This is a genomic window from Catenulispora acidiphila DSM 44928 (assembly GCF_000024025.1).
GTDB classification, from domain to species: domain Bacteria; phylum Actinomycetota; class Actinomycetes; order Streptomycetales; family Catenulisporaceae; genus Catenulispora; species Catenulispora acidiphila.
Genome location: NC_013131.1, coordinates 4,116,501 through 4,135,336 on the forward strand (window position 1 = coordinate 4,116,501; position 18,836 = coordinate 4,135,336).

Annotated in this window: 14 protein-coding genes; 8 read left to right on the plus strand and 6 right to left on the minus strand. The window is 70.6% G+C overall.

Going from position 1 to position 18,836, the window contains the following annotated elements:
* Window positions 1–21: 21 nt before the first annotated feature.
* From CACI_RS18275 to CACI_RS18290, 4 genes are read left to right on the plus strand one after another with little or no spacing between them, the layout of a single operon-like run.
* Window positions 22–705, plus strand: a complete 684-nt coding sequence (locus CACI_RS18275; protein ID WP_015792307.1) for a flavodoxin family protein — start codon at window positions 22–24, stop codon at window positions 703–705.
* 11 nt (window positions 706–716) lie between these two features.
* On the plus strand, window positions 717–1,067 hold the full coding sequence (locus CACI_RS18280) for a cupin domain-containing protein (protein WP_015792308.1): 351 nt from the start codon (window positions 717–719) through the stop codon (window positions 1,065–1,067).
* On the plus strand, window positions 1,064–1,561 hold the full coding sequence (locus tag CACI_RS51235) for a chorismate mutase (protein WP_015792309.1): 498 nt from the start codon (window positions 1,064–1,066) through the stop codon (window positions 1,559–1,561). The genes CACI_RS18280 and CACI_RS51235 overlap by 4 nt, the downstream gene beginning before the upstream one ends.
* A complete protein-coding gene (locus CACI_RS18290; RefSeq protein WP_015792310.1) occupies window positions 1,558–3,015 on the plus strand; it encodes a UbiD family decarboxylase in 1,458 nt (485 codons plus the stop codon). Before CACI_RS51235 ends, CACI_RS18290 begins: the two co-directional genes overlap by 4 nt.
* Here the strand turns inward: CACI_RS18290 and pdxR (CACI_RS18295) are convergent.
* From pdxR (CACI_RS18295) to CACI_RS18305, 3 genes are read right to left on the minus strand one after another with little or no spacing between them, the layout of a single operon-like run.
* Window positions 2,960–4,492: a MocR-like pyridoxine biosynthesis transcription factor PdxR gene (gene pdxR / locus CACI_RS18295; protein ID WP_015792311.1), complete on the minus strand. Its 1,533-nt coding sequence runs from the start codon at window positions 4,490–4,492 to the stop codon at window positions 2,960–2,962. The genes CACI_RS18290 and pdxR (CACI_RS18295) overlap by 56 nt on opposite strands.
* A gap of 38 nt (window positions 4,493–4,530) precedes the next feature.
* Entirely contained in the window at window positions 4,531–5,955 is a 1,425-nt protein-coding gene (gene pdxR, locus CACI_RS18300; RefSeq protein WP_015792312.1) for a MocR-like pyridoxine biosynthesis transcription factor PdxR, read from the minus strand.
* Window positions 5,956–6,000: 45 nt separating this feature from the next.
* A complete protein-coding gene (locus tag CACI_RS18305; RefSeq protein ID WP_041540319.1) occupies window positions 6,001–6,915 on the minus strand; it encodes a helix-turn-helix transcriptional regulator in 915 nt (304 codons plus the stop codon).
* 146 nt (window positions 6,916–7,061) lie between these two features.
* On the opposite strand from CACI_RS18305, the gene CACI_RS18310 reads away from it, so the two are divergent.
* Window positions 7,062–8,015, plus strand: coding sequence for an aldo/keto reductase (locus CACI_RS18310; protein WP_015792315.1), 954 nt, complete (start codon window positions 7,062–7,064; stop codon window positions 8,013–8,015).
* Window positions 8,016–8,040: 25 nt separating this feature from the next.
* Here the strand turns inward: CACI_RS18310 and CACI_RS18315 are convergent, their stop codons facing one another.
* From CACI_RS18315 to CACI_RS18325, 3 genes are all read right to left on the minus strand, one after another.
* On the minus strand, window positions 8,041–9,303 hold the full coding sequence (locus CACI_RS18315) for a glycosyltransferase 87 family protein (RefSeq protein ID WP_015792316.1): 1,263 nt from the start codon (window positions 9,301–9,303) through the stop codon (window positions 8,041–8,043).
* A 141-nt stretch (window positions 9,304–9,444) separates the two neighbouring features.
* Window positions 9,445–10,350 (minus strand): glycosyltransferase, encoded by a 906-nt coding sequence (locus tag CACI_RS18320; protein ID WP_143765850.1) that lies wholly within the window; start codon window positions 10,348–10,350, stop codon window positions 9,445–9,447.
* 315 nt (window positions 10,351–10,665) lie between these two features.
* Window positions 10,666–12,690 (minus strand): discoidin domain-containing protein, encoded by a 2,025-nt coding sequence (locus CACI_RS18325; RefSeq protein WP_015792318.1) that lies wholly within the window; start codon window positions 12,688–12,690, stop codon window positions 10,666–10,668.
* Window positions 12,691–13,609: 919 nt separating this feature from the next.
* Between CACI_RS18325 and CACI_RS18330 the strand changes: the two genes are divergently transcribed.
* Genes CACI_RS18330 through CACI_RS18340 form a run of 3 tightly spaced genes read left to right on the plus strand, consistent with a single transcriptional unit; the run spans window position 13,610 to window position 18,811 of the window.
* Window positions 13,610–14,548, plus strand: coding sequence for an AfsR/SARP family transcriptional regulator (locus CACI_RS18330; RefSeq protein ID WP_049871621.1), 939 nt, complete (start codon window positions 13,610–13,612; stop codon window positions 14,546–14,548).
* A gap of 2 nt (window positions 14,549–14,550) precedes the next feature.
* The gene (locus CACI_RS18335; protein ID WP_015792320.1) at window positions 14,551–16,812 is read left to right on the plus strand and encodes a TOMM precursor leader peptide-binding protein; all 2,262 of its coding nucleotides are present in this window, start codon (window positions 14,551–14,553) and stop codon (window positions 16,810–16,812) included.
* Window positions 16,802–18,811: a TOMM precursor leader peptide-binding protein gene (locus CACI_RS18340; protein ID WP_015792321.1), complete on the plus strand. Its 2,010-nt coding sequence runs from the start codon at window positions 16,802–16,804 to the stop codon at window positions 18,809–18,811. The genes CACI_RS18335 and CACI_RS18340 overlap by 11 nt, the downstream gene beginning before the upstream one ends.
* Window positions 18,812–18,836: the final 25 nt, after the last annotated feature.

Genomic DNA, 18,836 nt, shown 5'->3' on the forward strand with positions numbered 1-18,836 from the left:
CGGGAAAATCGGGGAGCAGGGATGGACTTCGCACACACGGAACGACCACTGATATTCGGCATCGGCGGCTCCGAGCGGCCGGCCGGCAACACCGACATCGCGCTGGCGACCGCCGGAGAGCTGGTGCGCTCGCGCGGGGCGCGGTTCGACTCGATCCAGCTGCGGGACTTCGACATCTCGCCGTGCAGCCCGTGCGGCGACTGCAACAGCCGGACGCTGCCGTGCGCGATCGGCGACGACACGCCGGCGATCGTCGAGCGGATGAAGCGGGCCGACGGCATCATCTACGCCACGCCCGTGCACGGGTTCGGGCTGGCGCACCTGATGCAGATCTTCATCGAGCACGTCGGGGTCGGCCACCTGCGGTTCGAGCGGCCGCTGGCGAACAAGGTGGGCGGCGTGATCATCACCAGCCGCCGGTACAGCGACTCCAACGTCTACCACCAGCTGGTCGACAACATCCTGCTGAACCGGATGATCCTGGTCGGCAGCGGCTTCCCGGCCCTGATGCGCAACGCCTCGGCGGTGCCCGGGATGTTCGACACCGAGAGCAACGACGCGCTCGAGCGCATGGTGCACCGCATGGTCGACATGGTGGAGCTGCTGCGCGAGCGGACCGCCGAGCGCGGGGAGCCCGTGCTGCCGACGGTGGACGTCAACGAGCGGGTGGTACGCCGACGCGGCCACCCGGTACGGACTACATGAGGAGTATGACGATGACTGTGGAGACCCAGACGCCGACCCTGGTCGGCATCGACTTCGACGCCATGCCCTGGGAGAAGTGGGTGAAGGCCGGCGCCGACGGCCGGGTGAAGATCGCCTACACCCAGGGCTTCCGGGTGCGCCTGATGGAGCTGCCGGCGGGCTTCGACGAGCAGGAGTGGTGCACCCGCGGCCACCAGGGCTACGTCCTGTCCGGGGAGTTCACGATCCTGTTCGACGACCGCGCCGTGTCCTGCCGCCCCGGCATGGGCTTCATCATCCCCGGCACGGAGCGCCACCGCTCCCGCGGCTCCGGCACCGAGCCGACCCTGGTCTACGTGATCGACGAGGTGCCGGCTCCGTGACCGAGCAGGAACAGGCCCGCATCGCCGACCAGCGCCTGCTCATCGACGATCTGGACCGCCGCATCATCGCCCTGCTCGCCGAACGCACCCGCGTGGTCCGCGTCCTGACCGAGAACAAGCGCGACGAGGCCGCCGTCCGCTCCCCCGACCGCGTGGCGGCAGTCGTCGCGCGCGTCCGCGCCCTCGCCGAGGAGCACGGCATGCCGCCGGCGATCGCCGAGGCGACGTACCGGACCTTGATCGAGGAGCTGACGCAGATGCAGCTGGTGCGGCTCGCCGAGCGGCGGGCTGGTGCTGGTGCTGACGCTGCTGTTGGTGCCGGTGCCGGTGCCGGTGCCGGTGCCGGTGCTGCCGGGGCGCAGCAGGATGCGGCCGGCGGCGGCGGGGAAAACTCCGGCGGCGGCGAAGGTGGCGCGGTCGGGGAAAGCTCCCTTGGCGGCGAAGCCGAACTCGAAGCCGCTGCGGCCGTCGCGGCGCGGCCGGGTTCGTCGTGACCGGGCGCCGGCTCGCGGATCTGCGGACCGCGCTGGCCGGGCTGGATTCGGCGCCCGGGGAGCTGGTGCGGGTACGGGAGGAGATCCCGGCGCGGTTCGGGGTCGGCGCCCGCTATGCCCGGTGGGCCGGGACGCCTGCGGCGCCGCCCACCGGGCCCGGTCCGGTCGTGCTGTTCGAGCACGTCAGGGCCGACTCCGGTGCGAGCGGGCCGGTGCTGATGGGGTTGTACGGCACCCGTCGGCGCGCGGCGGCGCTGCTCGGGCTGGAGCCGGCCGAGGTGCCGTTCCGGCTGCTGGAAGCGGTGGGCAAGCCGGTGGCGCCGGTCCTGCTCGCTGAGGACTCGCGTCCCGAGCGCGCCGCGCGGCCGGCCGACCTGACCGCGTTGCCGATCCCCGTCCTCACCGACGCCGACGCCGGTCCGTACCTCACCCTCGGCGCGGTGCTGGCCACCGATCCGGACACCGGCGTCCGGAACCTGTCGGTGCACCGCATGTGCGTGCAGGGCCCTGACACCCTCACCATCTGGATGGTGCCCGGCCGCGATCTGGAGCGGGCTTACAACGCCGCGCTGGCCCGCGGCGAGTCGCTGCCGGTGGCGATCCATCTCGGCGTGCCGCCCGCGGTGCTGCTGGCCTCGTGCTGTCCGTCGTCGCTGGTGCCGCCGGAGGTGGACGAGATCGCCGTGGCCGGCGCCATAGGCGGCGCGCCCGTGGAGCTCATGCCGTGCGGGAGCATCGACGCCGAGTGCATCGCGCACGCCGAGTACGTCATCGAGGGCGAGATCCTGGACAAAGTGGTGCCGGAGAACCCGGCCGGTCCCTTCGCCACGCCGGAGTTCCTCGGCTACCGAGGCCGCGCGCACCCCGCCCTGCCCGTGATCCGGGTTTCGGCGATCACCGCGCGGCCGGGCGCGATCCTGCAAAGCGTCAGCGGTCCCGGCCTGGAGCAGTCGGTGCTCCTCGGCTACGGCATGGAGGCCGCGGTCCTCGCCTTCCTGCGCGAGCGCGGCGCCCCGATCGTCTCAGCGCTCTGCCACACCGCCGGCGGCGGCCAGCTCATGCTGGTCCTGCGCTGGCGCAAGCGCTCCGGCGAGGACGACGCCTTGGTCCGGGACTGCTGCGAGGCCGTGCTGGAGACGTTCCGCATGGTCAAGACGGTGCTGGCGGTCGACGAGGACGTGGACCCCGAATCCGACCAGGACCTGTGGTGGGCGATGGCGACCAGATTGCAGGCCGACCGGGACATCACGATCCTGCCGGACCGGGAAGGCTTCGCGCTGGATCCGTCGCAGTCCACTGTCTACTCGCCGAACCTGTCCGGCGACGGCCGCACCGCCAAAGCCGTCTTCGACTGCACCGTCCCCTTCGCCCTGCGCGACCGCTTCACCCGCGCGGAGTTCACTCCGGAGCCCGCAGGCGGCGCACGGCGGCAAGCCGCGCGACGCCCTCGGTGATGCGCTCCGGCGTGAGCGCCGCGTACCCCATGAGAAAGGTGGGTTCGGTCGGCGGGTCCTGCGCGTAGTACCCGGAAGCCGGATAGATCAGCACGCCCCGCTCGGCGGCGCGCCGCGCGAACTCGCCCTCGCCGACGCCCGCCTCCAGCAGCCCGGGCAAGGCGACGAGCACGTGCAGCCCCGCCGCCTCCCCGGAGATCCGCACCCCGGCACCGAAGCACTCGTACAAGGCCTCCAACAACCGCAGCCGCCGGCGCCGGTACAGCCCGGACATCTTCGCGATGTGCCGGGCGTACCCGCCGGTCGCGATGAAGTCGGCCAGCGCCTCCTGCTCGACGGTCGCGGTGAGCCGGTCGGTGATCCACTTGATGCCCAGGAACGGCTGCACCAGCCGCTCCGGCAGGATCGCGTAGCCGATGCGCAGCGCCGGGAACAGCGTCTTGCTGAAGCTGCCGACATACACCACCGAGCCCTGGTGCGCGTCGGCGGCCAGGGCCGGCAACCGGTCCCCGGAGAACCAGTACTCGTTGTGGTAGTCGTCCTCTAAGATCGTCGCCCCGCGCTCCTGCGCCCAGCCCACCAGCGCGCGCCGCCGCTGCGCGGTCATCACGCAGCCGGTCGGGAACTGGTGCGACGGCGTGACGTAGACCAGGCGCACCCGCGCCGGATCGTGGCCGTGCGCGCGCACCGTGGCGTCGATGTCCTGGACCCGCAGCCCTTCGTCGTCCACCGCCACCGGCACCACCGCGGCCGGGGAGAACCCGAAGATCTGCCGCAGCACGGTGTGGCTGGGATCCTCGATGACGACGACGTCCCCGGGCCCGACGATCGCCCGCACCAAGATGTCCAAGGCCTGCGTCGCACCGCTGGTGATCATGATGCGCTCCGCCGGGGCGGAAAGGGCCCTGCTGTGCCGGACCAACGCGGCGATCTCGGCGCGCAGGGCCGCCGAACCCTCGGCCGGGCCGTATCCGAACAGCGAGTCGTCGGCCTTGGCCAGCGCGGCCTCGAGCGACTGCCGCCAGCGCGCGGTCGGGAACCGGGACAGCGCCGGCGTGCCGTGCCGGAAATCGATCGCCGCGGGATCGGCCTGCCGCAACACCGGCGCCGGTTCCCACGGCTGCCACAGCGCGTGCCCGTCGTCCGTGGGACGCGGCGGACGCGGCGCCAGCGCGACCGCTCGCTTCGCCGCGCTCGGCACTGTCGGCGTGCCCTGATGATGCTCCGGCCCGGCCACCCGGGTCCCGGAACCTGGGCGCGCGGTCAGGTAGCCGTTGGCGGTCAGCAGCTCGTAGGCCTTGATGATCACGGTCCGCGAGACGTCCAACTGCCGGGCCAGCTCCCGCGACGCCGGAACCGTGTCCCCGGGGCGCAGCCGGCCGGCCCGCACCAGGGCGATGACCTGGTCGCAGACCTGCTGCTGCAACGGCGTCGGGCGGTCCCGGCGCAGGACGATCAGCAGCTCCGGCGATCCCACGACTGCGCTCCCTTCCTCCGACGCTCCCTTCACACCTTTCACAGTGTCCTGATCAGCTTGCCCGAAGCCGGGCCCACCGCGTCGCAGGACCGCGCCGCGGCGTGGAGCAGGCGCACGGCCTCGGCCAAGTGCGCCGGGGAGAGCCCGGCATAGCCGAGCACCAGACCGGGCGGTCCCGGCGCGCACCGCATCGGCGCCAGCGGCTGAACCCGGACTCCGTGGGCTCGGGCCGCAGTGGTCAGTACCTCTTCGTCGACAGCGGGCGGGAGGTCGACGAGCAGATGCAGGCCGGCGGCGATGCCGCGGACGCGCCAGTGCGGCAGCCGCTCGGCCAGCGCGGCGGCCAGGGCGTCGCGGCGCTCGCGGTAGCGGCGGCGCACGCCGCGCAAGTGGCGGTCGTAGGCGCCGGAGGCGATGAGTTCGGCCAGCGTGACGTGTTCCAGGATCGGCCCGCCCAGGTCGGTCTCCTTGCGCAGCGCGCGCAGCCGCTCGGCGAGCGGCGCCGGAGCCAGCGCCCAGCCCAGGCGGAGCGCCGGAGCCAGGGACTTGCTGGCGGTACCGAGGTACAGCACCCGGTCCGGGCCCAGGCCCTGCAGGCATGCGATCGGGTCGCGGTCGTAGCGGAACTCGGCGTCGTAGTCGTCCTCGATGATGATCCCGTCCACCTCGCGCGCCCAGGCGACGAGCTCGGCGCGACGGCCGGGGGACAGCGCGGTGCCGGTCGGGTACTGGTGCGCCGGTGTGACGTGCACGACAGTCGCGGCGGTCTTGCGCAGTTCGCTGACGATCAGGCCGTCGTCGTCGACCGGGACCCAGGCGAGGTCCAGACCGGAGATGCCCAGGATCTGCCGCGGACGGTCCCCGGAGGGGTCTTCGACGGCCAGCACGCGGTGGCCGTCCTCGCGCAAGGCGCGCAGTCCCAGCGCCAAGCCGTGCGCGGCGCCGTTGAGCGCGACGATCCGCTCCGGCACCGCGTCGGCGGCGCGCACCCTGGACAAGTAGGCGGCCATCTCCTCGCGGAAGCGCAGCACGCCGGCCGGGTCGCCGTAGCCCAGGTCGCTGTTCGGCAGGGTACTGACGGCGCGGCGCATCGCGGCCAGCCATGCCGAGCGCGGGAACAGGGACAGATCGGGACTGCCGGGGGTCAGGTCGTAGCGCGGCGGCGCGGCGGAACCGGCGTCAGCGGTGGCGCCGACGGCTCCGGCCGCCGTCGCCACAAGCCCTTCCGCCACGCGCGTCCCGGACCCGACCCGGCTGAGCAGATAGCCCTCGGCGACCAGCTGCTGGTAGGCCTCCACGACGATCCCGCGCGAGACCCGCAACTCCGCGGCGAGCTGCCGGCTCGGCGGCAGCACCGTCCCGCCCGCGAGCCGCCCCTCCCGCACGGCGTCGCGCAATCCCGCCACCAGCTGCGCGACCAGCCGCCCGGCGGCGCGGTCGAGCTCGACCAGGACCTCTGCCACCAACGGATCCCCGTTCCGTGAGACGAGCAGTCTGACCTCGCGAACTTATCCCACTCCCGGCGATTCGGGAGCGGGCTGCGCCGCCTGCGATCGCGTGGCCGCCCAGATGGCCAGGAGCTTGAGCCGGTCTTCGGAGGCGGTGCCGGGTTCGGCGGTGTAGATGATCAGGTCGTGCACGGCGCGGTCGGACAGGGGGAGATCGAGGGACTGGAAGGTCAGTTCCAGCCGGCCGACGTCGGGGTGCTGAAGCCGTTTGACGCCGTCGTGGCGCATCAGCACGTCGTGCGCGGCCCAGCGGCTTCGGAACTCCGGGCTGAGGGTGGACAGCTCGCCCACGAGGTCGCGCAGTGCGCGGTCGCGGGGCTCGCGCCCGACCTCGGCGCGCAGCAGCGCGGCGGTGGCGACCCCGGCGGCGTCCCAGTCGACGAAGAAGCCGGGGGCGTCGGGATCGAGGAAGATGTAGCGGGCGAGGTTGGGGCGACCGCGTTTGTCGACGGTGACGCTGTCGAACATCGGTGCGAACAAGGCTCGGGCCAGCGCGTTTCCGGCGACGATATCGGTCCGGCCGTTGCGGACGAACGCCGAGGACGTCGAGATGGAGTCGAGCAGCCACTGGACCCGCGGCGGGACCTCGACGTCCCTGCGCCGCGGCGGCGTGCGGCTCTCCTGCCGCGAGGACCGGGCCAGGTCGAACAGGTAGGTGCGCTCGTCCTCGTCCAAGCGCAGGGCGCGGGCCACCGCGTCGAGGACGTCCTCGGACACGCCGCCGATGTGGCCCTTCTCCAGCCGCGTGTACCACTCCGTGCTCACCCCGGCCAGGACCGCGACCTCCTCGCGCCGCAGCCCGGGGACCCGGCGCCGGGCGCTGGTCGGCAGTCCGGCCTGCGCCGGGGTGATCTTGGCGCGCCGGCTGGCGAGGAAGTCCCGGATATCGCCGCGGTTTCCGGGCGGTTGGTCCATATCAATCATGCTAGCCGCTGGTCACAGCCCGAAGGGGGTTGAGCTTGTACCCCTATGAGCGCGACCTTCTCCGGCGGCGGCGATTACGGTCTGCTGGAGATCGAACAGTCCAACCCGATCGGGAATACCGGCAACGGAGACAAGACATGACGAGCAAGGCGCTGACCGTACCGATGGCAGTTATGGGCACGTGGGCCTGGGGCGACAGCGGAAAGGCGGGTGAGGGCTACTTCGGCACTCAGCTGAGCGAGTCCGGCCTGCGGGAGGTCGTCGACAAGGCGCAGGCGAACGGATTCACCTTGTGGGACACCGCCGCCGTATACGGCGCGGGACGCTCGGAGACGGTTCTGGCCCAGGCATTGATGGGCTATGACCGCAGTGAGTACCAGCTGTCGACGAAATTCACTCCGCAGATGGCAGGTGACGGCGGCGATCCGGTCGCGGATATGCTGGAGCAGAGCCTGCAGCGATTGAGCACGGACTACGTGGATCTGTACTGGATCCACAACCCCGCCGACGTCGCACGCTGGACGCCGTCGCTGATCCCGCTGCTCAAGAGCGGCAAGATCAAGCATGTCGGCGTCTCGAACCACAGCATGGAGCAGATCGCTGCGGCCGACCGGATCCTCGGCGAGGCCGGTTTCCGTGTGGAGGCGGTCCAGAACCACTACAGCCTGCTGTATCGGAGCTCCGAGCGTGCGGGCATCCTCGAGCACTGCCGCGAGAACGACGTGCGGTTCTTCTCCTACATGGTGCTCGAGCAAGGAGCGCTGACCGGCAAGTACAGCCCGGCCAATCCGTTGCCGGAGGGCAGCAGCCGGGCGGGCGTGTACAACGGCATCCTGCCGCAACTACAGGCCCTGACTCACCGGATGGGGACCCTCGGCGAGGACCGCGGCGCCTCCGCCGCCGACATCGCCACCGCCTGGGCCATCGCCAAGGGGACCACCCCGATCGTCGGAGTCACGAAAGCCGGTCACATCGACGGGCTGACCCGAGCCGGCGGCATCGAGCTCGCGGACGAGGAGATCGCGGAACTGGAGGCGCTGGCCGATGCCGCAGGCGTCGACACGCGCGGCTGGTGGGAGCAGGAAGGCTGATGTGATGAGGAGTCGGGGACATCGCCTATTCGGTTGCCTTGGTCGGCTCCTCCACGCCTGACTCCTCTTTCGCCGGCTCTCGCAACTTCGGCAGCCACACCGGCATGAGCACGATGGCGATCACGGCCGGGACGAGGTTCCCGGTCAGTGCCGTGATGATCTCGCCGCTGGTCGTCCACTGATGGGGTGCCCTGGCCGTCAGCGAGCCTTGCCCGATCAGCCATATCGGAGCCAGATACCAGGCCGTCGCCAGGCTGAGGACCACCCACGGCAACAGCGTGCCGGACCGCCAGCGGGCCAGGCTCAGCCAAATCAGGGCCGGTATCACCCACACCCCGTGATGCATCCAGGTGATCGGGGAGACCAGTTGGGCGGTGAAGGCGATGACGAGCATGCCGACGGTGTCCTGACCCCGTCGGTACGCCCACACCGCGCCGGCCAGGAACACCACGCCCACCACCGTGGCGATCGCCAGCGCTCCGTTCGACGGCGTGGTGGTGTGGTCCAGCCGCGCGATCAGGCCGGGCAGCGAATGGTTGACCAGGGTCGGGAAGGGCACCATGCGGCTGGTGTCGTGGAACATGCCGTGCAGCCAGTAGGCGCGCGAGTCCGCGGGGATGACGGCGAAGCCCAGCAGGATCGTGGCGGCGAACGCCACGACCGACCGCCCCGCCGCGGCCCACCGCTTGGTCAGCACGAGGTACACGACGAACAGCAGCGGGGTCAGCTTCAGTCCCGCTGCCACCCCGATGCCGACCCCGCGCCAGCGCTCCGGCGTCCCGGGCGCGAAGTCGAGCAGGATCAGCAGCATCACGAACACGTTGATCTGGCCCAGGATCAGGTTGAACGACACCGGCGAGAGCAGACTCGCCACGAACATGCCGCCGACCGTGCCCGCCGTCAGCAGCCTGCGCGACGAGACGCCGGAGACGCGCAGCGACAGCCAGATCGTCGCGGCGATCGCCAGCAGGCTCAGGAAGGTCCACAGCGTCTCGGAGGCGCCGACCCCGAGCGCGGCGAGCGGCGCGAGCACGACAGCCGCGAACGGCGTGTAGATGAACTGCATGTTCTGCGACACCGGGGTGGCGACGCCGATCTGATAGACCCGCACGTCGTGCAGCACCGCGTGGCCGCCACCGCGGTAGACGAGGAAGTCGGACATGAAGTAGGGGATGCTCTGCCCCAACAGGAGCATCACCTGGCCGGTCAGGGCGGCCGCCACAACGGCGGCGCCGAGGAGCGGGAGCAGCCTGGCGGGCCAGGTCGGGCGGCTGGTTTGCTCGAGCACGGGCGTTCCCTTCTTGACGCGCTGCGGTGTTGGGCGGGCGGCGTTCGGACTTCGGGCTTGGCGTTTCGGGCTTGGTGCTTGGGACTTCGGACTTCGGACTTGGCGCTTCGGACTTCGGACTTCGGACTTCGCGCTCGGCGCTTACGGCGCGCGCCGTCCGGGACCGGCGACGACGAACCGAGTGATCACATACGCCACCAGCGCGGCGGCGCCTGCCAGATGGACCGGCGCCCGGCTGGCGTACCGGCGTCGGCTCGTGACCCGGCGAGCCTGGCCCAGGACCGCGTCGGGATGCGTCGCGGTCGGCGCGGGCCGCTGCGGAAGGCCGCTCACCGTCGCCGCGCCGAGGAGCCGCAGGCGCGCGAGCCGCAGCATCCCGCGCAGGTTGCCCGACGCGACGCGCGGAATCGCCACCTGGCTCGCGACGTCATCGACCCAGTCGACGGCGACCTCGTGCAACCGGAGCCCGTTGAGCTCGGCCAGCAGCAGCAATTCGGTGTCAAAGAACCAGCCATTGTCCCGCACCCGCCGCAATAGCGGCACGACGACTTCCGCCCGAGCCGCCTTGAACCCGCATTGCGCATCCGTGAACCGCACCCCGTGAACCAGTCGCAGCAGCGCGTTGTACCCCCGCGACGTGATATCCCGCTTCACACCCCGAATCACCCGCGCGCCCGAAGCCAGCCGCGACCCCACCGCAATATCGGCGTGTCCATTGACAAGCGAGGCAACCATCGGCAGCAGCGCATCAAGCCCGGTCGACAGGTCCACATCCATATATGCGACGACATCCGCCGTACTGGCGAGCCACGCCGTACGCACGGCCAGCCCCTTACCCTTCCGGTCCTGGTGCAGCACACTCACATACGGCCACGCCGAGGCAAGCCCCTCAGCGGCGAGCAGCGTACCGTCGGTACTCCCGTTGTCGACGATCGTGATTTCCCACGCGAACGGAAACCGCTCACTGAGATACGTCCACAATGTCTCGATACACCCAGGAAGCGCCCTCTCCTCATTATAAACCGGTATAGCGATGTCCACAGTCATCCGCGAAAGCGGGGCATCCCGGACATCAGCAAGATCGCCCTCTGATTCCGCGTCCCGAAATGCCCGCCTGCTCATCAGCGTGTCCTTGACGGCATGCCATCAATATGGGCACGCCGCGACCCCCATGTTTCTTCCAGAATGCGTACTCTCCTCCATCCGCCAGCCCGGTACGCACCGGCGACAAAGCTGCGGCCGGTCCCCGAGAGGGCACCGGCCGCAACCTGTCAGCGCATCAGATCACCGACATCAAGCATCAAGCATCAAGCATTGAGCATTGAGCGTCAGTGTTCAGCGATCAGTGTTCTGCTCCTCGGTTCACCAGCCCACCGCGACGACGGCGTACTGCGGGTTGTTCACCGAGATGTCCGAGCTCTGGCCTGCGTCGTCGTCGTAGGGGAAGCCGTACTGCATGCCGTTGATGGCGTTCTGGTGCCAGAACTGGGCGTAGTAGTTTGCCGGTCCGGCCTGGTAGAAGTTGGCTGGGATCGACTGCTGGGCTGCTGGGAGCTGGGCTACGTGGCGGTTCAGGCCGGCGCACAGTTGGGGGTTGCCGGACAGGGTGCCGCCGCAGCCGAAGATCTGCGGGGTGCTGTCGGCGGTGTCGCCGTTGGCTGCTGCGTAGGCCTGGAAGTAGTTCGCGTACGGGCCGCCTGACTGGAACGCGGCGTCGTTGCCTGGGGAGGGGATGCCGTAGGGGGCGTTGTCCGTGGCCAGTTCCTTGAACTCGGTGGGGACCGAGGACTGGAAGCGGTTGAAGGTCGATGTGCGGCTCTCCTGGAAGGTGGCGTAGTTCTCGCCGATCTCCTGCTCGTTTCCGCTGTGGTCGTGGACCAGGAGGGCGAGCTTCAGGCCGAAGCGGTCGACGCGGGTGGTGTCGACGTTGATGAAGGTGGTGCCCACGGTGAACTCGATGAAGTCGTAGTAGGGACCGTTCGGCGTGCCGAGGTAGAAGTACATGCGGCCGGCGGAGTTGGCCGGCATGTCGATGTAGCGCTGCTGCGCGATGGACTGGGTCTGGCCGTTGAAGCTCCAGTAGACCTGGCTGTCGGGGTATTGGCCGTTGGTCTGGTTCTGGATCATGAACTCCATCACGTGCGCCGCCGGCGGGATGGCCGAGACGTTGCCCCAGAACGCGGTCGGCGGGGCGCCGGTGCCGCCGCCGGTGGCGTTGACCGTCCACCCGAAGGTGGTCGAGCCGGTGGCGCCGGTGGTGTCCTTGGCGGTCACGGTCACGCTGGAGGTGGCCGCGGTGGTCGGCGTGCCGGTGATCAGGCCCGAGGAGCTGATCGACAGCCCGGCCGGCAGCCCGGTCGCGGTGAAGGTCAGCGTCTGGCCGGCGACCGAGTCGGTGGCGCCCATCTGCAGCCTGACGGCCGTGTTGACCACGGCGGTCTGGTTGCCCGGGTTGGTGACGGTGATCATGTCACCGCCGACGACCGTGGCGGTCAGGACCTGGAACTCCCACAGGGAGTAGCCGTACGCCGTGTTGCGCGCGGTCCCGTACATGCGGACGTAACGGCCCGAGCCGCTGACCGTCAGGTTCTCGGTGCCGCCGGGACCCGTGGTCGTGGAGTAGACCGACGTCCAGTTCGTGCCGTCGTTCGACGTCTGGATCTGGTACGCCTTGCCGGACGCGGCCTCCCACTGGAGCTGGATCCCGCAGATCTGCTGGGTCGAACCGAGGTCCACCTGGAGCCACTGCGGGTCGGTGAACAGGCTGGACCAGCGGGTTCCGGTGTTGCCGTCGACGGCGTTCGCGGCCGACGTGCCGGCGTTCTCGGCCGAGGAGGCGGTGGCCGGGTGGTTCAGCGCCGCGTTGTTGACGCAGCTGCCGCCGCCGGTGCCGGTACCCGCGCTGCCGTAGACCTGGAACTCCCAGATGCTGTAGCCGTACGCGGTGTTCCGGGCTGTGCCGTACATGCGGACGTACCGTCCGGACCCGGATATGTTCAGCGTCTGGGTACCGCCGGTCCCCGTGGTCGTGGAGTAGATCGACGTCCAGTTCGTGCCGTCGTTCGACGTCTGGATCTGGAACGCCTTGGCCGAGGCGGTCTCCCACTGGACCACGACCTGGCTGATCGTCGAGGCCTGACCGAGGTCCACCTCCAGCCACTGCGGGTCGCTGAACTGGCTGGACCAGCGGGTTCCGGTGTTGCCGTCGACGGCGGCGGTCGCCGCCGTGCCGGCGTTCTCGGCCGAGGAGGCCGTGGCCGGCTTGCCCTGCGACAGCAAAGTGCCGGCGGCGTGGGCCTTCGGGGCGGTGCTGACGAGCATCACGCTCGCCACGAGGGCGATCATCAACACCAGGATGGCGTATGGTCGCCGCTTGATTCCGGTCATGGAGCTGCCTTTCTGATGCCGGCCCGCGCCGGCGCTGTGGGGATGGAGCGGGGATCCGCGCGGCGGCGGGTGTGGCTCAGCGGGCGGTGTTCGCCCGGCTGCCGGCGCGGATCTGGTGTGGGGCAGAGGTTTCTCCCAGGGGTGGCGGGGCGGTGGGACAGGTCGGAGAGCGCTCTCCCATGAGACCCGGTTTACAGAGGGGCAACGTGACAGTCAAGGAAATGTGGTTCCGGAACTCAGTGGCCGCAGAACGAGCCGGCGCTGAGCCCCCGTCGAGCCCCCACCGAGCCCGCGCCGAGTTCTCGCCAGCGCGCGGCGTTCTGGATCTCCACGAAGTCTGGGCCCTGTCGGCGCCGGGCGTCGGCTCGACAGTGTTCGCCGATCCAGCGGCTCCTCAGAACAATTTCGTGCTTTTAGTTTCCCGGGATCACTCCGACTGATTTGTTCGGCGGTCCGCGTACAAATTCGATCCCATTGCGGACTCGGCGAGCGCACGAAAGAGGGGGCGCGTTCGCCCTCCGGATTGCATTATGAGGGCGCGTTGTTGAGCAGTTTGGAAGTAGCCAAACGGCTCGCGTTCTGCTTATTTGTCCAAAATTGCACTAAATATGCTCCCTGGCGTCGGTGATCGTCTGGCCTCCTGCGCCGTTGTCAGTACCCTGACCAGCGGTGGCATCGCGCATTGCAAACCTGGGGCGCCGCTCGCCTGCGGTTTTAGCAATTGTCAATGCTTGTCGGTGTGCCAGGGCGCTGTTACTGTGACGCCGTCTGTCGATCCTTGAACCGCCGTGGTGAAAGGTGGTGACCTTGAATGGTGATTTCCTTCGACCCCGATGATGTCGGGTCGGCGCCGTCTTCGCGGCGTGACGGGGGAGATGGTGCCTTTGACGGTCAATCGACGTTCGTCCTTCTCGGCCCGTTGAGTATCGCGGCCCAGGGGACCATCGCCCCGCTCCAGCCCTCCCGGCCGGCGACGCTGCTCGCCACGCTGCTGCTGCACCCCAACTCGGTGGTGTCGATCGGCGCGCTGGTGCGGGCGGTGTGGGACGAGGAACCGCCGGTCAGCGCCAAGGCGGCACTGCACACCTGTGTCCAGAGGCTGCGCAGGCTGTTCGCCAAGTACGGAGTGCCCGGCGGCGAGATCGAGGCGGTGTCGGGCGGGTACCGCATCGCGGCTCAGGCCGAGACGCTGGATCTGATGCGGTTCCGGGGATTGGCCGCCCGGGCCCACGCCGCGGCTGATCCGCAGGCTGAGTTGGCGCTGCTGCGCGAGGCGCTCGCGCTGTGGCGCGGTCCGGCCCTGAGCAACGTCCGCTCGCAGGTGCTGCACCGGGAGGAGGTTCCGGCGCTCGACGAGGAGCGGCTGAGCGTCGTGGAGCGCGTCTTCGATCTCGAGATCGCGCTGGACCGGCGGCGTGAAGTACTTCCGGAGCTGTTCACCGCGACGCGGGCGCATCCCACGCACGAGCACTTCTGGGAGCAGCTGATCGAGTCGCTCTACCGCACGGGGCGCCGGGCTGAGGCGCTGGGGGAGTACCGCCGGATCAAGCGCTATCTGCGCGAGCAGCTCGGCGTCGATCCCGGCGCGGCTCTGCAGCAGCTGGAGCTGATGGTGTTGCGCGGCAACGGAAGTGTCGTGGAGAGGGCCGCTCGGCCTGAGACCGGCGCGGTTCCGCTCCGGCTGCTCACCGAGGCGCAGATCCTCGACCGGCTCCAAAGCGCGGGTCTGGTGCGCAAACAGGCGCGCGGCTATCAGATGCACGAGCTCTTATACGTGTTGACCAGGGATGCAGCCGTTGTGGACCACGGCGCGCCGGAGCCCGGCGCCCTCCTGAGCGGAAAGGACGACGTGGATTAAAGATGGCGACCTTGCAGGAGCCGATCGAGGAAACCAGGCCTCGTATACGGCGTGACGTACTGTTCACCGAGTCTCCCTCCGGCGTGTTGTTCCACAACGCCGACGGCGGCTTCTCGGTGAACGGCGCCTCCGCCTACCGCTTCGCCACCCTCATCGTTCCGCACCTGGACGGCAGACGGCAGGTGGCGGAGCTGTGCGCGGGTCTCGGACCGAAGCAGCGCGACATGGTCGTGGACCTCGTGCGCACCCTTTACGATCGGGGTTTCGCCCGCGACGTGCCGCCGGAGGACGCCGACGCGGTGTCGGCGTCGGTGCCGGCCGCGGTCGCTGAGCGCTTCGCGCCCCAGATCGACTACATCGACCACTACGTCGGCTCGGCCACGGAACGGTTCCACCGCTTCCGCGACGCGCGGATCGCCGTGCTCGGTACCGACCCCGTGGCCCGCTGGTGCGTGCTGAGCCTCATCCGCAACGGCGCCGCCTCGGTCGCCGTCCAGCCCGGGATGCTCGCCGCTGAGGGATTCGCTCAGATCTCGGCCGAGGCCGAGGAACTCCGAAGAGCGGACTGTCCCACTGAGATCACCGAGCTCACCGAGACCACCGAGCTCACCGCCGACGGCGAGCTGAGCTGGGCTCACCTCGCATCTCACGACCTGGTGCTGCTGGCCGGTCCGGACGCGGTCCAGCGCGCGCTGCCGTTGGTGCGAGCCGGCATCCCGGAGGGCGTCAAGCTGCTGACGGCGTGGTCCTTCGCGGACCTGGCCGTCATCGGCCCGCTGATGACCGGTGGCAGCACCGGCTGCCTGATCTGCGCGGCGCTGCGCCTCGGCGCGAACGGCGACCCGGCCGCCGCGGCGGATCTCTGGAGTTCGGTGGCTGTGCCCGGTTCGGCGCCGGCGCCGCGGACCCTGACCGGTCCGCTGGCCGGCATGGTCGGCAACCTGCTGGCCTACGAGGTCTTCCGGGTGACGACCGGCGCGCTGCCCGCCGAGACCGCCGGGAAACTCGTCATTCAGGACCTTGATTCCCTCGACGCGTGGTCCGAGCCGCTCTTCCCGCATCCGCGCTGTCCCCGGTGCGTCCCGGACGCCGCTGCCGAACCCGATCGGCAGCAGCTGTGGCCGCCGGCCGAGGCCGTCGGGCAACCGGCCGCGCAGACCGCCGTCGAACTCGAGGATCCCGCCGAGGTGCTCGACCACCTGACGTCCACGGCGGTGCTCGTCCAGCAGCGGGCCGGCGTCTTCCAGGCGTTCGCGGACGAGGCGTGGAACCAGACCCCGATCAAGATCGGCACCGTCCGCCTGGGTCTGGGCCGCGGCGGTCTGCGCACCGTGACCGCGTTCGACCTGCACCACGTCGCCGGAGCCCGGATCCGCGCGCTGCACGCCGCAGCCCGCGTCTACGCCGACCACGTCGTTCCGGTCGGCGGGCTGGTATCCGCCGCCGCGCTCGATCAGGACGGATATAGCAGATGCCGGGTCGAGCCCGCACGCTTGGCAGTGGCCGGCGGCACCGCCGCCAAAGCCGAAGACGTGGCGCATTGGGCGCAGGCCTATCGGCTTGAAGCAGGCCACAGCGTCCTCGTGCCCGCAGCGGCGCTGCGGACGTTCGGCGCTGAGAACAGTTCGCTGATGTGCCTGCCGACCTCCGCGGGCACCGGCACGGGCGCTTCGCCGGCCGACGCGGTCGCCGACGGACTGCTCTCCGCGCTCGCCCTGGACGCGCTGATCGGCGCGGTCCGCGGCAGGGTCCCGGTGCGGTCGGTCGATCTGAAACTGCTGGAGGCCGACGCCGAATTGCTGTTCCTGGCCAAGTCGGCGCGCAATCTCGGCGTCGAGGTGGAACTGCTCGGTCTCGGCGATCGCGGCACGCGGCCCGCGCCGGTCCTTCTCGCCCGGACGCGGGGCGCGCACGACGGCGAGCCCCGCTGGGCCGTCGGCTGCGCGACCCGCTGGCAGGAAGCCGCGGTCTCCGCGCTGCGCGACCTTCTCGGGGCGGTCCAACTGGACCGTCAGCTCGGCGACGGCGCCCATGCGGACCTCGGCGATCCGCTGATCGCCGACCTGGACCCGGCGGCGTTGTCCGTCGGCGGCTACGCGGATCCGGTGTTCACCGCCGCGACCGGATGGGGCGAGGTGCTGCGGCGCACGCGCGCCGCCGGGAACGACATCCTGGTCGCGCCGGTCGAACTCCCCGATCTCGCGGCGGGCGGGATCTGGGTGGCGAAGGTGCTGCTCGTGCGGGAGAACACCGATGCCCGCTGAGGCGCCGTGGGCCGGGGAACGGGGCGAGCTGGCCGTCCTGCTCGGTCGCGCGCTGTCCGAGCACGGCGCCCGGAGCGCGCACGTCCGGGTGACGGCACTCGGCGCGCGCGACGAACTCGCCGTCGACGACGTCCCGGAGCCCGTGAGCCGGGACGTCCTGAACGTCATGGTCTACGGCAAACAAGCGATCCTCGGTCCCTTCAACGCCGCCGCTGCGGTCGATACCGCCGCCGCAGCCGATGCCGTCGGCGGCGCCGCACCTCGGCCCTGTGCCCGCTGCCTGGCCCGCCGGTGGCAGACCGTGCGCTCAGCGCCGCTGCGCGACGCCCTGGAACTCGGCTCGCAGACCGTCGCCAGCGGACGCCTCCCGTTCGTGACGGCCTTCGCGGCCGACGCGATCGCGGCCCTGGTCGCGGCTTCCCGGGAGCAGCAACGCCGCCGTGCTCGAAGCCGTGCCTCGGCGCGCGTCGCGGACAGTGCGGCCGAACCGGCAGCGGTGTACGTGCTCGATTTCGAGACGCTGCGCCCGAAACGCTGGCAGCTGGCCTCGGACTCCGAATGCCCGGCGTGCGGACGCCGGGTCGAGGACTGCGCGCAGGCCGCGGAACTGGTTCTGGAGCCCACGCCGAAGAACGCGCCCGACAGCTTCCGCGTCCGTGCGGCCGAGGACTTCGGCGTGCGCACAGAGGCCTACGTCAATCCCGTCTGCGGCATGCTCGGGCCCTGGGTCACCCCCGACCTCACCTCGCGCACGACCGCGGCGACGATGGGCAGCTTCACGCAGCGTTCCGGCACCTATCTGCGGGAATCGTTCTGGGGCGGTCACACCGACAGCTATCAGGCCAGCGAGCGAGTCGGCGTCCTGGAGGGCTTCGAACGCTTCGCGGGCATGCGGCCGCGCGGCAAGCGCACCACGGTGTTCGCGGCGTTGGCGGAGTTGAAAGAGCCGGCCGTGGACCCGCGAGAGGTCGGGCTGTACTCCCAGGAGTTCCACCGTCGCAACCCTCTGATCAAGGAGTTCCGGCCGGACTCGCCGATCCCCTGGGTGTGGGGCTACTCGCTGCGCGATAAGCGACCGGTGCTCGTGCCCGAGATCCTGACGTACTATCACGCCCCGGGCGGCGCCCAGAACCGCTTCGTCCAGGAGAGCTCGAACGGCTGCGCGTCCGGCGGGAGCCTGGCCGAGGCGGCGTACCACGGCCTGATGGAGGTCGTCGAACGCGACGCCTTCCTCATCGCCTGGTACAGCCGGACCCCGCTGCCGGAGATCGATCCCGCCAGCAGCACGGTCGTCCACACTCGCGCGCTGGTCGACCGGCTGGAGATGTACGGCTATCAGGCCCGCTTCTTCGACGCCCGCCTCACCTTCCCCATCCCGGTCGTCGTCGCCGCGGCGGTGCGCCGCGACGGGGGAACCGGGGCGCTGTGCTTCGGCGCGGGAGCGAGCCTGGACCCGCAGGCCGCGCTGGCCGGCGGGCTGTGCGAGATCGCCACCGACGCGGTGAACCTGCCGTGGCGGACCGAGCTGGGCCGGGAACGGCTCAGCGCGATGGCGCGCGACTTCGACCGCGTCGAGGTCCTGCACGACCATCCGCTGGTCTACGGCCTGCCCGAGATGACCCGGCACGCCGCGTTCCTGCTCGACGGCGCGCCGGCCGCCGCCGCGCCGCGCTCGCTGGCCGAGGTGCGCGCCGAGGTCGCCGCCGCGGGTCTGGCGCCGTCCGCCGACCTGCGCGAGGACCTCGAACGCTGCGTCGCCGCGGTCGCCGCCGCCGGCTTCGACGTGATCGTGGTCGACCAGACCGTCCCGGAACAGCGCGACCTCGGCGCGGTGACGGTCAGCGTCCTGGTACCCGGCCTGGTACCCATCGACTTCGGGTGGAGCCGCCAGCGCGCGCTGCACCTGCCCCGGCTCAGGACGGCGCCCCGCCAAGCCGGACGCCGCGATCGCGACCTGGAGGCGGCCGATCTCAACCCGGCGCCGCATCCGTTTCCGTGACCGCGAAGGATCCCCGCGGCTCGTC

Excerpts from the sequence above, each read along its gene's own strand:
- CACI_RS18310 (WP_015792315.1), top strand. The coding sequence starts at position 7,062 with ATGACGAGCAAGGCGCTGACCGTACCGATGGCAGTTATGGGCACGTGG.
- CACI_RS18335 (WP_015792320.1), top strand. The coding sequence starts at position 14,551 with ATGGCGACCTTGCAGGAGCCGATCGAGGAAACCAGGCCTCGTATACGG.
- CACI_RS18320 (WP_143765850.1), bottom strand. The coding sequence starts at position 10,350 with ATGACTGTGGACATCGCTATACCGGTTTATAATGAGGAGAGGGCGCTT.
- CACI_RS18275 (WP_015792307.1), top strand. The coding sequence starts at position 22 with ATGGACTTCGCACACACGGAACGACCACTGATATTCGGCATCGGCGGC.
- CACI_RS18305 (WP_041540319.1), bottom strand. The coding sequence starts at position 6,915 with ATGGACCAACCGCCCGGAAACCGCGGCGATATCCGGGACTTCCTCGCC.
- CACI_RS18340 (WP_015792321.1), top strand. The coding sequence starts at position 16,802 with ATGCCCGCTGAGGCGCCGTGGGCCGGGGAACGGGGCGAGCTGGCCGTC.
- CACI_RS18325 (WP_015792318.1), bottom strand. The coding sequence starts at position 12,690 with ATGACCGGAATCAAGCGGCGACCATACGCCATCCTGGTGTTGATGATC.
- CACI_RS18280 (WP_015792308.1), top strand. The coding sequence starts at position 717 with ATGACTGTGGAGACCCAGACGCCGACCCTGGTCGGCATCGACTTCGAC.